Origin of the sequence: Metalysinibacillus jejuensis (assembly GCF_003057615.1) — a bacterium.
Taxonomy (GTDB): domain Bacteria; phylum Bacillota; class Bacilli; order Bacillales_A; family Planococcaceae; genus Metalysinibacillus; species Metalysinibacillus jejuensis.
The window spans coordinates 18,819-33,341 of sequence record NZ_QAFW01000025.1; the positions used below are offsets into that span (position 1 = coordinate 18,819).

10 protein-coding genes are annotated in these 14,523 nt (G+C 40.6%); 2 read left to right on the forward strand and 8 right to left on the reverse strand.

The annotated features are described in order from the left end of the window. Positions 1–5: 5 nt before the first annotated feature. The gene (locus DDE80_RS09060) at positions 6–911 is read right to left on the reverse strand and encodes an accessory Sec system S-layer assembly protein (protein ID WP_108307342.1); all 906 of its coding nucleotides are present in this window, start codon (positions 909–911) and stop codon (positions 6–8) included. Beyond that, positions 911–3,289 carry an accessory Sec system translocase SecA2 gene (gene secA2, locus DDE80_RS09065; RefSeq protein WP_108307343.1) on the reverse strand — a complete coding sequence of 793 codons (2,379 nt, stop codon included), beginning with the start codon at positions 3,287–3,289 and terminating at the stop codon, positions 911–913. The genes DDE80_RS09060 and secA2 overlap by 1 nt, the downstream gene beginning before the upstream one ends. Before the next feature lie 178 nt (positions 3,290–3,467). Between secA2 and DDE80_RS09070 the strand changes: the two genes are divergently transcribed. Continuing rightward, positions 3,468–4,511, forward strand: a complete 1,044-nt coding sequence (locus DDE80_RS09070) for a glycosyltransferase family 4 protein (protein WP_108307344.1) — start codon at positions 3,468–3,470, stop codon at positions 4,509–4,511. A gap of 83 nt (positions 4,512–4,594) precedes the next feature. Here the strand turns inward: DDE80_RS09070 and murJ are convergent, their stop codons facing one another. The 4 genes from murJ to DDE80_RS09090 form a co-directional block, all read right to left on the reverse strand. Then, a complete protein-coding gene (gene murJ / locus DDE80_RS09075; RefSeq protein ID WP_108307345.1) occupies positions 4,595–6,121 on the reverse strand; it encodes a murein biosynthesis integral membrane protein MurJ in 1,527 nt (508 codons plus the stop codon). After that, positions 6,118–7,203 (reverse strand): glycosyltransferase, encoded by a 1,086-nt coding sequence (locus DDE80_RS09080; protein WP_108307346.1) that lies wholly within the window; start codon positions 7,201–7,203, stop codon positions 6,118–6,120. Before DDE80_RS09080 ends, murJ begins: the two co-directional genes overlap by 4 nt. Beyond that, positions 7,200–8,345 carry a polysaccharide pyruvyl transferase family protein gene (locus DDE80_RS09085; protein WP_108307347.1) on the reverse strand — a complete coding sequence of 382 codons (1,146 nt, stop codon included), beginning with the start codon at positions 8,343–8,345 and terminating at the stop codon, positions 7,200–7,202. The genes DDE80_RS09080 and DDE80_RS09085 overlap by 4 nt, the downstream gene beginning before the upstream one ends. A gap of 84 nt (positions 8,346–8,429) precedes the next feature. Next, positions 8,430–10,700: an S-layer homology domain-containing protein gene (locus tag DDE80_RS09090; RefSeq protein ID WP_108307348.1), complete on the reverse strand. Its 2,271-nt coding sequence runs from the start codon at positions 10,698–10,700 to the stop codon at positions 8,430–8,432. Between the two features lie 171 nt (positions 10,701–10,871). Here DDE80_RS09090 and DDE80_RS09095 point away from each other — a divergent pair, with 171 nt between their 5' ends. After that, on the forward strand, positions 10,872–12,800 hold the full coding sequence (locus DDE80_RS09095) for an S-layer homology domain-containing protein (protein WP_161952305.1): 1,929 nt from the start codon (positions 10,872–10,874) through the stop codon (positions 12,798–12,800). Positions 12,801–12,848: 48 nt separating this feature from the next. On the opposite strand, the gene DDE80_RS09100 is transcribed toward DDE80_RS09095, so the two are convergent. After that, on the reverse strand, positions 12,849–14,147 hold the full coding sequence (locus tag DDE80_RS09100; protein WP_108307350.1) for an oligosaccharide repeat unit polymerase: 1,299 nt from the start codon (positions 14,145–14,147) through the stop codon (positions 12,849–12,851). Between the two features lie 228 nt (positions 14,148–14,375). Next, a partial coding sequence (locus DDE80_RS09105) for a zinc ribbon domain-containing protein (protein ID WP_153060886.1) occupies positions 14,376–14,523 on the reverse strand: 148 nt, incomplete at its 5' end.

A 14,523-nucleotide genomic window follows, 5' to 3' on the forward strand; every position in this document is an offset into this window, starting at 1 on the left:
TTGTTTTATGATTGACGTGCTACACGTGCCGACCAGCGTGATAAATCTAGCTCTTCTTTTTCCACTAAGCTCGCTGGGAAAATAAACGTCCACGGCTTCGTTGTGTTTGGCTCTACTGTAATAGGTGGGTCCATTTTAAATGAGCCATGCGCTACACGGTTGCTGTTAGCATCGTAAATTTCAAGCGGTAATTGCTCAAGATTAACTGCCTTATGGTGACCATTACGGATTAATACAGTCGCATTGAGTGCGCCTTCATCCGTTTGTTGAATTTGTAAGCCTGTGAAGTTAATCTCCGCGTCTTTTAATTCTGGCAGTCCTTTAACGATGTTTTCTAAATGCTCTTTTTGTGCAGCAGTTAGTTGTTTTTCCCATGATGGATCTAAATCTAATTGGTGGCCGCGTAAAAATACTAAGTTAAACGCAATGCGCCAGCCTTCTTCTGGTACGCCATCTAACGCTTGTTTCTGCGTACCTTTTTCGAATGTGAACACCCAAGGGCGTGCACTTTCTGCAGGAATTACGCCTAATGCGCTAAAGTCAAAGCGTTTTGATGCTAAAAGTTCGCCGTCTTTATCTAAAATATAAAGCTCAATTTCACCAAGCTCAATCGCATGGTCGAGTGAAGAGCGGAAGAACGCACGCACGAACCAGTCTCCGTCTTTTTCTTCCATGCTAATCGTTGATAATGACAGCTGGTTAGGTTGTAGTGGCGCTAAATCATTCGCTAAGAAATTAAAGATGTATTGTTGCTCCTGCGGTACTTCCCAATCTGGGTGGAGCGATAACGCTGTCTTTACTTCTTTTTTAGATGACGCCGACTTTTTACCTTTTAGTAGCTCTGTCGAATCAATTGTGTTTTCGTTTTTCACTGTATCTGTCTTTTTAAATAAAAAATCAAAAATACCCATTAGTTTTGTTCCTCCTCAAGTTGTAAATCACGCGCTTCAATCGTTTTCATAAAGCCAACGATTTCAATAATAATGTTGCGGCGTAATTCTTGGAAATGACGACCGAATAATTCGAGACCTTCGCGTTGGTAAATACGCATCGGATCTTCTTGTTGGTAATGGCGTAAACCGATACCTTCTTTTAAATGAGCCATCGCTTCTAAATGTTTTACCCATGCGACATCGATGTGCGAAAGCATGACGTTTGGAATGATTTCTGTGACGCGTGCATCGTTCGCAAACTGCTCGATTTTCGCCTGTAGTTCTTCCGTATACGGTTTAGCCGCTGCTACGAGACGATTCACTTTATTTTCTTCGCGGTTAAAGGCGATCGGTTGTAAAAATAAGCTGTTTAATGAGCTTTCCATCGCGTCAAAGTTCCAATCAACGCTCTCTAGTTCATCTGAAGCATATTCGTGAATCGCAAAGTCCACTGTTTCGTCCAGCATTTTTTGCAAGTGATGAATGACGTCATCGCCTTGTAAAATGCTATCGCGTAAACCGTAAATTACGGTACGTTGGTCATTGATGACATCATCAAGTTTTAAGTTGTACTCGCGCATGCTATACTGCGAACCTTCTACGATACGTTGCGTACGGTCAATCAGCTCTTGTACCTCTTTACCTTGAATAATACCGCGCTCATCTTTTGTCATTTTTTCTTTAAACTTTTCGACTTCCTCACCGGCATAGCGGCGGAACATATCGTCTTCAAGCGATAAAATAAAGCGGCTCTCCCCGACGTCACCTTGACGCCCTGAGCGACCACGCAATTGATTATCGACGCGTCGGCTTTCGTGTTTTTCGGTACCGACTACAAATAAACCACCAAGGCCATGCACTTCTTCAGCTAGTTGAATGTCCGTACCACGCCCCGCCATATTGGTTGCGACCGTAATACGACCTACTTGACCCGCCTCAGAAATTAACTCCACTTCTTGCTCTACCGTTTTAGCGTTAAGCAACTGGAATTTTAGCCCTGCTTCTTTTAAATGCTTCGCGACTTCTTCGGATTGTAAAATCGAAGTAGTACCGACTAATACAGGCTGCCCTTTGGCGTGGCGCTCTTTTACTTGCTCTGCCACATAAAGGTATTTTTCTTTTTTTGTTTCAAACACAATATCTGGTTGGTCAATACGTTGACGCGGACGGTTTGTCGGGATTTGAATAACGTCCATACCATATACTTCTTGAATTTCTTTCGCTTGCGTTTTAGCTGTACCTGTCATACCTGATAACATAGGGTACATACGGAAGTAGTTTTGAATCGTAATTTGCGCCTGCGATTTATTTTCTTCCGTAATCGTTACGCCTTCTTTTGCCTCGATTGCTTGGTGTAAGCCATCTGACAATGAGCGTCCTTCTAAAATACGTCCTGTAAACATATCGACAAGTTCTACCTTATCTTCTTTGACGATATAGTCGACGTCTAGCTCAAACATTACGTGGGCACGCACTGCTTGAATAACGTAGTGATAAAGCGTTTGGTGATCTAAATCGTATAAATTATCGATACCAAATGCCGCTTCTACCATCTCAATACCTGCATCTGTTAATGAGGTAGCTTTTGTCTCCTCATCAAAATCATAATGCTCATCGCGTTTAAAACGCTTCGCAAGCATTGCAGCGATTTTATGAAGCTCTTCATTAGCCATCATTTTACCTGCGATAATTAACGGCGTTTTTGCTTCGTCAATAAGTACGCTATCTACCTCATCAATAATCGCAAAGTGATACGGACGTTGCACGCGCTCAGCAATGCTATGCGCCATATTATCACGCAAGTAGTCAAAGCCAAACTCCGTACCTACACCGTACGTAATATCCGCATTGTATGCGCGGCGCTTATCTTCTGCTTCCATCATTGGCACGTTTAATCCTACTGTTAAACCTAGGAAGCGGTGAATTTGACCGATTTGCTCATAGTCACGCGTTGCTAAATAATCATTGACGGTAATGACGTGCACACCTTTACCTTCAAGGGCACGTACATACGAAGGCAGTGACGCCACGAGCGTTTTACCTTCCCCCGTTGGCATTTCTGCGATATTACCTTCTGTTAATACTAAACCACCGATTAATTGCACGTCGAAATGGCGCATGCCTAGTACGCGCTTCGAAGCTTCGCGCACCACTGCGAAAGCTTCTGGGATTACTGTAGTAATTGACTCCCCATTTTCAAGGCGCTCTTTAAAAACAGGTGTCAGTGCTTTTAATTCTTCATCAGTTAAGTCCACATAGTTTTTTTCAATCGCGTTAATTTGCTCTACGATTTTATAGTAACGCTTTAACTCTTTGCGGCTCGTCTGCTCTTTGTTTCGTTTAAAAAATGAGAACATGCATCTTACGCTCCTTTAACATTGACCTATGTTACAATAGGCACTCTTCATTTTAACAAATTTTGTGCGGATTGCCTATGCTAAGCTATACTATAGGAAATTACTACAAAAAAAATTTGACGCGTGCTATAATACATTGTAGATTGGCATGCACATTATTTTTTGAGGAGGATCCCCCTTGGGTTACTTGTCTTTAGTTGTAGCGTTTATCGCTTCAATTTTATTAACACCAGTAGTAAAGCGCCTGGCTTTTCGTATAGGAGCTGTTGATGCCCCTAACTATCGTAAAGTACACTCGCGCATTATGCCTCGCCTAGGCGGACTTGCTGTATTTTTAGCGTTTGTGATTGGCTTTGCTGTTTATCAACCGCAAAGTAAATACAGTCTCGCTATTTTATTAGGCGCAACGATTATCGTCATTACGGGTATACTCGATGATATGTACGAAATTTCAGCAAAGGCAAAATTAATCGGCCAGTTTGCCGCAGCACTTATTGTAATCTTTGTAGGTGGCATTCAAGTTGAATTTATTAACTTACCATTTCAAGGCACATTAGACTTTGGTTTTCTAAGTATTCCATTTACATTATTATGGATTATCGGTATTACAAATGCGATTAACTTAATTGACGGACTTGACGGTCTTGCCGCAGGTGTTTCTACAATTGCGTTAATGACATTAGCTGCCATGGCTTTCATTATGGGCAACGTATTCGTAATGGCTACTGCAGCCATTTTAGCCGCTGCATGCTTAGGCTTTTTATTTTACAACTTCCATCCCGCATCCATCTTTATGGGTGATACAGGGGCATTATTTTTAGGTTTTATGATTGCTGTATTATCGTTACTCGGCTTTAAGAGTATTACGATGGTATCGTTTATCATTCCAATCATTATGTTAGGTGTGCCAATCTCGGACACATTTTTTGCCATCGTACGTCGTTTACGCATGAAGCAAAAATGGTCGGATCCTGATAAGTCGCATTTACACCACTGCTTGCTTAACATGGGCTTCTCTCATCGTCAAACGGTCGTACTAATTTACGGTATCGCTGCGATGTTTGGTGTCGCTGCTATTATTTTCTCAATGGCTAAAGTATGGGGTGCGATTTTACTCATTACGGTAATTTTAATTACCATTGAGTTATTTGTCGAAATTATTGGGCTGGCTGGCAAAAACTATCGCCCGCTTCTCAATATGGTTCGTATTTTTAATAAGTAATCGCAAAGCACGCTCTATTGATAGGGCGTGCTTTTTATTAAATGAAAAGGTGCTGCCCTCAGTGGACAGCACCTTTTTTGTCGTTATGCTTTTTTAAACTTGCGCGTAAATTTACGGATAAACTCTTTAAACTCCTCAATACCAAATACCCAATACGTCACAAATACCGTAACGAAGAATACGAGTACACCGACGACAAAAGTTACCCATTTATAATCAAATACTAAAAACTCACTCGCTAAATAAACAATGAGCGTAATAATAATAAACGGTGGCCATGCGCGGTAATAGCTCGACTCTTTATTAAAGAGCCCAAATTTCAGTCCGTATTTAAAGTACGCATAAACAATGAGCATTAAGTAGTTGACGATTGCACTGACGAGCGTGCCCCATGCGATAGCACTTGGCCCGTATTTCTCCACAAATAACATCATAATTAAAATGTTAATGCCGAGCACGTTTACGATACTAAATACGACTGGCGCAATGGAGTCGCCCTTCGCATAATAAAAGCGCGTAATATACATATTCGCTGCGAGGAAGTACATCGCCAATACAAAAATCGCTAAAATCGGTGCGGTTAATGCGGTAGAACCTTTATCAAAGTTACCGTATTCAAACACCACTTGCACGAGGTTTTCGGCATAGAAGTACGAAAACACCGTAACTGGTAATAACAACAATAATAAATAATGTAAGCCTTTAGAGTACAGTGTACGAATACCACTAATATCTTTTTCGGCTTCTTTACGACTTAAAATCGGGTAGATAACTGTCGTAACTGCAGTAATTAAAATCGCTTGCGGAAACTGCATTAAACGTGAAGCATAGTTAACGGCAGAAATCGCTCCGTCGGATAAGGCTGTCGCAAATAAACGTTGTAATAACGCATATAATTGAATGGTTGCCCCACCGATAATCATCGGTAGTACCATTAACCAGAGCTGTTTTGTCGATAGCGTATGCTTAAATGAGATGCCTACAGGATGGGTGTTTAATCGGCGGTAGCCAATAATTAAAAAGAACACCATAATGCCTGCACTAAATAAAGCACTCATACCGTAACCTACAGGGCCTACTACGTAAGAAAGTGCCACCGCAATAATTAAGAAACTCGCATTATAAACTAAAATCGCAAAGCTAGATAAATGAAATTTGTCGTTTACGTTGAGTAAACCACTATACCAAGAAGAAAGTACCAGTAATACAGAAGATGGCATCATCCAATAAAAGAGATGCTCTGTTAAGGTAAGTAGCTCGCCTTCCATTTCTTTTTTACCTTGGTAAAACAGTTGAAGTAATGAATCTGTGAAGAACATCATGACCGCGGTTAAAATGGTCGTCGTAATTAAGACGATTGTAAACGACTGTTTTACGAACAAGGCTCGGTCTGTCGTTTCGCGGTTATAGATGGATATAACGGCGGTTGTAAACGCGCCACCTACGGCTAAATATAAAAAGTTAGGAATCGTATAAGCTGTAAATATACTATCCGAATAGTTACTCGAACCATATTGGAAACCGATCACCATCTCACGCAAGAAACCAAAAATACGTGCGACGATATTAATGACAGCGACCGCACCTACAATTTTGAAAAATTTATTCATTGGTGTCGACCGCCTTTAGCGGCAGCCTCATAAATTTGCTGCAAGCGCGTTACGATATTTTTTTCGTCATGGAGCGTTAGCACATCTTGTACAGCCGATGTGTTGTAATAGTCTTCAAAAGGTACATGCAGTGCACGCTTCATCTCCTGCGCTAATGCCGTAGCATTTTGCGGTGGCACTAAATGACCTGCCCCGTAACCAAGTAGCGAGACGAGCCCCCCCACTTCACTCGCAATGACAGGTGTACCTGTTGCCAATGCTTCTAATGCGACGAGCCCGAAACCTTCAAGATGTGACGGTAGTACAAAAACGTCACTCTTATGAAGCCACTTTACGAGTTCTGTTTGTGGTAATGGATCAATAAAGCTTACACTTTCGTCGATAAATGGTTTTAAACGCTTATAAAAATCCTCATCACGGCGCGCGCCAATAATCGTTAGCTCCACTGGTCGTTCACTTTTTGTTTTTACCATTTGAAAAGCTTGCACCAGTTCTTCCACACCTTTTTGCTCAATGACATTGCCGATAAATAAGTAGCGGAAAGGCTGTTCTTCTGTCTTTTGTACTTTTGGTGCAAAGTTAAATACTTCGCGATTTACGCCCATGCTAATGACCGATATTTTGTCCTTAGGTACCGCAAAATCTTGTTCGATTTGTTCTGCTAAGACAGGGCCTACTGCAATAACATGTTCACTCGCCGCTAAAATTGTTTCCGTCCAACTAAATAAGCGCGAACTTTTACGTGCCATGCGCTCAATATCGCCACCATGTGCTGTAACGACATACGGTGTACCGAATAAACGTTTATTAATTAAGGCAAGCATACCGGATGGAAAGACGTAATGGGCATGTGCGACATCGATTGTTTTGCGATGAGTAAAGCCTTGCTTTAATGCGTGCAGTCCCCACTTCGTATATTTTTTCAGGACATTTTTTTTGCCCGTTGCCGGATTATCATTAACCGCTGTCACTACATCAAAACCAGCTTGCTGCAAGGCATCGACTTGATTTTTCACAAAAATGCCAAAGGATAAATGATTGTCGGTCGGATACATATTGCTAATGACTAAAATTTTCTTCATAGCTCCTTCACCGCCTCTTTCATTAATTGTTTCCCCTTCATGGCTTCGCTGTGAATATGATTAGCAATTTGTTTTGTTTCTACAATTAACTCATCCCAGTTCGCAAACATTTCGCCAATGCGCCGAGCGACAATGCCGTCATCGCGCGCAATGTCTTCCATTGATAAACAACGATGGGATGCGTTAACGAGCGACATAAAGTCACGTACTTTTACATGATACGAAATCGCAAGCACGGGGGTTTCAGCATCTGTTGCCAAAATTAATGAGTGCAGGCGCGTACCGATAACGACGTCCTGCTCCCCCACGACTTCGAGTAAGCGCTCTGGGTATAAATTTTCATCTAAAATAGAGACGCGCTCTTTATAACGCATCTTTTTTTGAATGTCTTTTGTTACCGTAACATCTTGTGGGTATTTTGTCGCAAAAAAAGTAATGTCTACATCGTGCACTTCCAGTAAAGCATCGATATTTTTTGCCATACTCGTCGTGTAAACATCATATTTTTCGATATTTCCTTCTGGCCAATAATTGGCGTTGTAATAAGGCACAGCAGAAATCCCTATTTTACGCGGCACTTTCGCATAGTTTTCGCGTTCTTGCTTTAGCGTAAAAGCAGGGTCACCAATTACCTCTACATCTTTTTTGACGCCAATTTTTTGTAGCAGTTCCTTAGATTCCGGATCACGTACCGAAATATTAGCGGCGTAGCGACACATTACCTTAATAATGGTGCGCCCTATAAATGTATCGAGCGGACCCGCGCCACAACCGTAAACGATATAAGGAACGTTACTATTTTTCGCCATCATAGCGTAGGCACCGTATAAATGGGCTTCTCTGCGATAAAAGTCCATTAATATACCGCCGCCCCCGATAATTAGCAAATCAAACTGCGACACATAACGTTTATTATTTTTATACGTGTGAATAAATGTTTTATACAATTTATTCTTTCTATAATATAGCGGATAACTTTGAACACCATAGCGCTCGGATGTTTGCTGCGTATTGTTACTAAACACCGTGATGTCTTCGTTATTAACAGGAAACACTTCTTTTACCTGTTGGATGATGCTATATAGAATAGACTCGTCACCGTTGTTATCATTGCCGTAGTTGCCTACAATACCTATTCTCATTCCACTACATCCTTTTATTTTAATTAAGGTTGATTATACCATACCTAAGAACAGCTGCCTTTAGGAACAAAGGCAGCTGTTAAATTATTTTCCTATGTGGATTGCCTTGTACACGAATAACCCGAAATGCATACGTGTTATTGGCGTTAACGGTTTAAATGAACCATCGGCATAGCCCGTTGTAATATCGTGCGCTGCCATTTTTTGTACATACTCATAATACCATGCATCGTCGGCAACATCGTTAAATGTTTTTGTTGCACCGTCAGTTAAATTAAAACCGATGCTAATCATTTTTGCCATTTGTGCACGTGTTAACGTACCTTTTGGATTAAACTTGCCATTTGTGCCTGAAATAATACCTGCGTTAGCGAGCGCTGCAATTTCTTTATAATAGAGATGAGTTTTAGGTACATCAGTAAAATTAGGATTTTGAATAGCCGCTGTATCTAACTCTAAGACTTTAGCTAATATTAAAGCCGCATGTTCTCGGCTTAATGAGTTGTTTGGACGGAAGCTCCCATCATCGTAACCATTTATAATTTTATGTTGCGTTAAATAACTTAATTCTTTTTCGTACGTATAGCCTGCTGGCACATCTGTAAAGAGCCCTGCTTTTTTAATCGTTACATTTGCGCTTACTTCTTTATTGCCTAGCTTCGCAATTACTTGACCCGTCGCACCTGGTGTACGTGCAGTGAACGTACCATTGCCTGCTACACCTCCGATATTACCCGTTGTAGACCATTCAATTTGCTGTGGATCATAGGCAATTTTTTGACCGTTGTCACCTAACACATTGACGACATCAAATTTAATTTGTTGCCCCTCATTTAATGTGACCGCTGCTGGTGTGACACTCATCGTTGTTGGACCTGCTAGCGTTTTAACGGGGAATGAATTAATTTGTGTGCCATTATGGTACACAAAAATGCGATCGTCACCTGCTTGGGTTGCAGTATAATTTGTACCATTAATCGCTAATGTATCGTTTTGCGAAGAAAGTGTAATCGCATTTTGATGTGGTAAGCGATTATAGTTTTTATCAAATACTGCGCTTACCGCAATTGAAGCGTGTGTACCTACTACAAGCGGCATGTCTTTTTCGATTTCCATCCACGCTTTATTCGCTACTCCTGTTGGCTCTTTTGAGACAGCTTGTAAAATCGTTGATACTTGACGTTGTGCATTGTTTGCGTTTGAAGGTAAGTTCGCTACAGTAATGCGGTTGTCATATGATAAACGGTCACGTACCCCCATCGTTGTAGAGCCCCCGCCGTCTAAATTAATCGCAGACTCCATACCGAGCTTCACTAAGTAATTAGCAAGCTGTGTCATATTCATGCCGCGACTATGCCACTGGCGACCATCAATCGTAATTAAGTGAACCTTTTTACCACCATTGCTTGTTGCTACGACCGTACGCGGTGCTAACTCACGCGCGCGTGCACTCGAAGCACTCATCATGACATAAGGTTTGTTATCGCGTACAAGCATCGGCCCACTCGCGATAATATAATCTGCGCCTTGCCACTTCGGATCAATTTGGAAGTTAGCTGTCATTTCATCGCCAACTTTAATATGTTTATACTTATTAAACCAGTCAGAGCCTTGTAGCGACACTACAAAACCTGTACGTGGAATAGTTAAGCGTTGTTTAGAGCCGTATTCCTTAATTTGTGTAACCTTACCTGTTAGCGTTTGACCGAAATAATTCGAAGTAATTTCTTTGCCGGTATCGACTACAATTTCAAAGCCGTATTCATTTGTATCGGTATAACTTTTATAAAACTGCGGGGTATAAATAATCGATTCATAAATATTACGCTGGCGGTTCATCCCTGTAATTTCATTTGTGATACCACCGCTCGTTAAGCGCACTTTAAAATCAAAGAAATCAATGAGACCTTTACCCGACTTATCAATACCAAAAGCTGTCGGCACATTTAAATACTCATCAGAGCCCTTAGATACAACACCGCCGTTAACGATCGTATTTTTATAGGCGAGTAAAAATAGCGGAAAACCTTCTGCCATATTAAAAAAGCCAGCATTAATAGCGCCAGCTACACGGTTGCCTTCTTGCGAGTTGCGCATCGCCAAAGAAGTTGTCGTTTCCTTAGCATTGGCACGCGTAGGTAGACCAAGCTGCACTTCTGTTTTACCCGGTGTAACGTCGACAGCAATATGATTAATATATTGTTGCCCATTATCGTAATATTTGTATTGTTTATATTGAATATCTTCTGCAAGAGGATATTCTTTTTCGGTAGACTGAAAGGCACTTGCGCTAATCGGGCTAGCGAGCACAAACGCACTTGCAACAACGGACAATAGTTTCGAAAACTTATTCATTTACTTGTTGTTCATCCTTTCTTTTCCTCACTACTATTTACACTATCAAACTCTACTTGCAATTGCTATATTACAATTATGGCAATTTGTTTATATTCACATTGCAATGTGTCATTCACGTTAAATCGTATGTTACTATTAGAGTAATCATAAAACTTGGGAGGGTTTTGCTTGAAGAAATTTAGTAATTACTTCTTCGCATTCGTCTTATTACTCAGCTTTTGGTCGATTAGTAGCAACGTTAAAGCCGCTACTGTCAATTCTCACACAGAAGGAATTAATTACTTAATCGGTATTAATGCCCTAACATCATCTGCGGACACGACAGCTTCAGTGACACGTGCACAGTTCGCATCATTTATTACAAAAAGTTTAAAGCTCGAAAAAGAAAGTCCTGTAACATTTTCAGATGTTGCGATTAATGACCCTGCTTACATCGACATTCGCAAAGCTGTAGAAGCTGGCATTGTAACAGGTTACACAAACGGCACATTTAAACCGAATGACCCTATTTCTCGCGTTCATATGGCTGTAATGCTCAACCGTATGTTAGCGTATAAAGACATTCAAGCGACAACTACAGCGCTACCTTTTAAAGATAACGCCGCTATTTTACCTGAGTACCAAGAAGCCGTAGCTGTCGGTGCTCACTATGACATCATTCAAGGTAAACAAGGTTTCTTTTTACCGCACAATCACGCAACAGTTGCACAAGCTGCAACGTTTGTCGTACGTACGATGAAAGTAATCGACCCTGATTTAAAAGTATCGGAAGTAAAACCAACCGAGAAGCCAGCACCACAGCCAACACCACCTGCTACGACAGGTAAATACGTCGTCAAGGAAGTTCAGCATGGTCAACTTATTACGCGTGCTAGCTACCCGACATTAACCGCGGCCCGTGCAGCGATGGCATCGCCAAATGAAGTCGTAACGGTAAATAATAAAATCATTGAAATGAAATCAGGTTTCGCTGTTACGAACAAATATATCGCGTACCGTTCAGAAACGATTAATGATCAATTAGCTGTTGCCGAAAATACCGAGCTTGAATTTTTAAGCAGCGACGGTGTTAACGCTAAAGTTCGTCTTTCAGGGCAACTTGGTACAGTGAGTTTAAATGACCTTACACTTATTCCTTTCTCACTCGCTAAAGGTCGCGCATACTATGCAAATGTTAATGGTGAACTCGTTCATTATTTATACAAACACTCAGCCAACCAATTTTACGCATCTTACACAATCGGTAAAGCACCGAGCTTTATGCAACCAGGACAAAAATACTATAGCTGGAATGGCATGCACTTCACAGGCAACGGTACTTCTCAAGAAGCGTACAATTACTATCAATTCTTACCTGCTCGCACCCAAACGAATTACACAGCGGCAGAGCTAGATGAGTATATTATGAAGCAATTGCGTTCGCTTGATGCAAACGGCGGCATTTGGGTAAACGGTGTACAACGTCAAGATATTGCGCAGCGCAGTAAGTTAATCGGTCTAGGTTCAACACTGAAAGAAATTGAACAAAGATACCAAATTAACGCCTTATTAATTTTATCGCTTGCTCAACACGAAAGCGCTTATGGTATGAGTAAACATGCGCAAGAGTTAAACAACTTATTTGGCTTATATGTGTATGATACCAACCCATTAAACAAAAAATTTGATTCTATCAAAGCTAATATTGATGAACTAGTTAACAAGTTTTTACAACCTAATTATTTAACGCCTACTGGCCCTTATGCGAATGGTGGCGTTGTCGGCTCTAAAGCAGTCGGCTTTAATATGAAGTATGCATCTGACCCGTTTTGGGGCGCTAAAATTGCCGGACATTATTACCGCGCTGATAAAACTATGGGCTTTAAAGATGCTAATCAACCGTATACTATCGGCTTTACAACGTCAGCGGTGCCAATTCGTACTGTAGCAACACTTTATAACAATACGCCGTTATTTACGCATAAGCGTGCGGGTATGCCTGTTGCCATTACGAGTGATAATATTGCCGACTGGTACGAAATATTATCAGACCAATACCACTCTTCTCGCGCTTACGTACCAAAAGCAAATGTACGTATTGTGCCTACAACAAAATAACAACAAAAAAGTCGTTAGCTACTACGGGTGTAATAGCTAACGACTTTATTATTTTCGCATACCAAATTGTATGCGTGATGGGTTAGGTGTTTTAATGATGGCGGATGCCAAAATAACAAAGCCCAACATTAAGACAAATATCAAATCAAGCAATCCGGTGTGCATCGATACCGTAAACATCGTAATAACGAAAGCGTACGCTACCGTATGGAAAGTATGCGTGCCACCCTGCTTCACTTTATTGTACACAAGCGACACAATAGTACCGTACAATAAGAAACCAATCGCTACTAATAAATAGCCGCCGTCTAAAAACAGTTGACCGATAAACGTTGGCGTTGTTGTACGGTTAGGACGCGTAATAAATTTACCATCCTCTACGCTTAATGAGTTGACTACTTCAGTTACTTTCATACGCGGCGAAATTTGCTCTCCTGGTAAAACGGTACTAAATACACCTGCATGTATTTCACCACCTAAGTAACCTTCTTTATCCGTATACTCAATAATTTTACTTAGTACGATATGGCCTGTAACACTCTCTCCATTTAATCCACGTACCCATTTTGGTGTCAGATTTACTTGTTGCTCTACTGTTAATAATTTTTCTTTTTCTTCTTCTTCCATTTCACTAATATCAGGTTGATCGCGGTTATTAAATTCTTTCGTTGTATCTTCAGTTACGACGCGTAAGAAACCAAACATTGAGAACAAAATACCAACGATTAATAAAAAGCTAATAAACCACGATAACTTAATACGTTGCACTGTATAGTGGAAAACAATAATCCCCGTAAACAACATTAAAATTAACGGTGTACGATATCCCATTAATAAGAATAAGAACATAATTACAGCAAATGCTGCCGCATACATAATGGCCTTTTTCCACGTCATACTTTTCTCTTTTACCATGCGGTAAGAAAGCAAAAGTAAGGCACCATACCATAATAAGTGACTAAAGAACATTAGCTTCGGATTTAAGTTACGTCGCACTGACTCATCCGAGATGCCTAAACCACTTTGCATAATCATTAAAGCATAAGCAATAATACCAATGGTCATTAGCGCTACGATAAAATGTACGACATATTTGCCAAGGGCTGCTAAGCCGAATGTAGGGAACGTCCACCCCTTTTTATCGACAATATAAACTCCTATATAATAGAAGACTAACGCTGTAATAACAGCGGGCCAAATGGAATATGAAATGTTAAACAATTCAAATCGATGAAAATCAAATAAACTTGTAAAGAAATACAGTACTAAAATAAACGGTAAAAAAAAGTATGGTGAAAATGTATCAATAGTGTTCATTTTCGCCAAAGTTGATTTTAAATGACTCATGTTTTTCACATCTAGTAAGCAGATGTGTTACCTCCTCGCAGCTAAATTTATCGCTTCGCTCTTAAACTCACAAAACTTTTTTCATTATAACACACATTGTAATGGCTATACGATACCTTATATTTTCATGCTATAATAAGACCGGTTGATTGAACTACCCCCACTTAACACCTTACGGGTTGTTTGAAGTGGGGGATTCCTACGAACTCCGTTCTATCGAACAGATATTTAGTAGGCTAACCCCGCAGTCCCTACGGTTAGAAGTCTTATCGCTTCATTTTTAATATTTTGTCCTGCGTTAATATCTCTATCGTGATGTATTCCACAAGATGGGCAATCCCATTCACGAAGATTTAGATGCTTAACGTCTTTGTTT

What these genes read in the sequence shown, in the direction of transcription:
- DDE80_RS09085 (WP_108307347.1), bottom strand. Translation starts at nt 8,345, where the DNA reads ATGAGAATAGGTATTGTAGGCAACTACGGCAATGATAACAACGGTGAC.
- DDE80_RS09060 (WP_108307342.1), bottom strand. Translation starts at nt 911, where the DNA reads ATGGGTATTTTTGATTTTTTATTTAAAAAGACAGATACAGTGAAAAAC.
- DDE80_RS09080 (WP_108307346.1), bottom strand. Translation starts at nt 7,203, where the DNA reads ATGAAGAAAATTTTAGTCATTAGCAATATGTATCCGACCGACAATCAT.
- DDE80_RS09100 (WP_108307350.1), bottom strand. Translation starts at nt 14,147, where the DNA reads ATGAGTCATTTAAAATCAACTTTGGCGAAAATGAACACTATTGATACA.
- DDE80_RS09090 (WP_108307348.1), bottom strand. Translation starts at nt 10,700, where the DNA reads ATGAATAAGTTTTCGAAACTATTGTCCGTTGTTGCAAGTGCGTTTGTG.
- murJ (WP_108307345.1), bottom strand. Translation starts at nt 6,121, where the DNA reads ATGAATAAATTTTTCAAAATTGTAGGTGCGGTCGCTGTCATTAATATC.
- secA2 (WP_108307343.1), bottom strand. Translation starts at nt 3,289, where the DNA reads ATGTTCTCATTTTTTAAACGAAACAAAGAGCAGACGAGCCGCAAAGAG.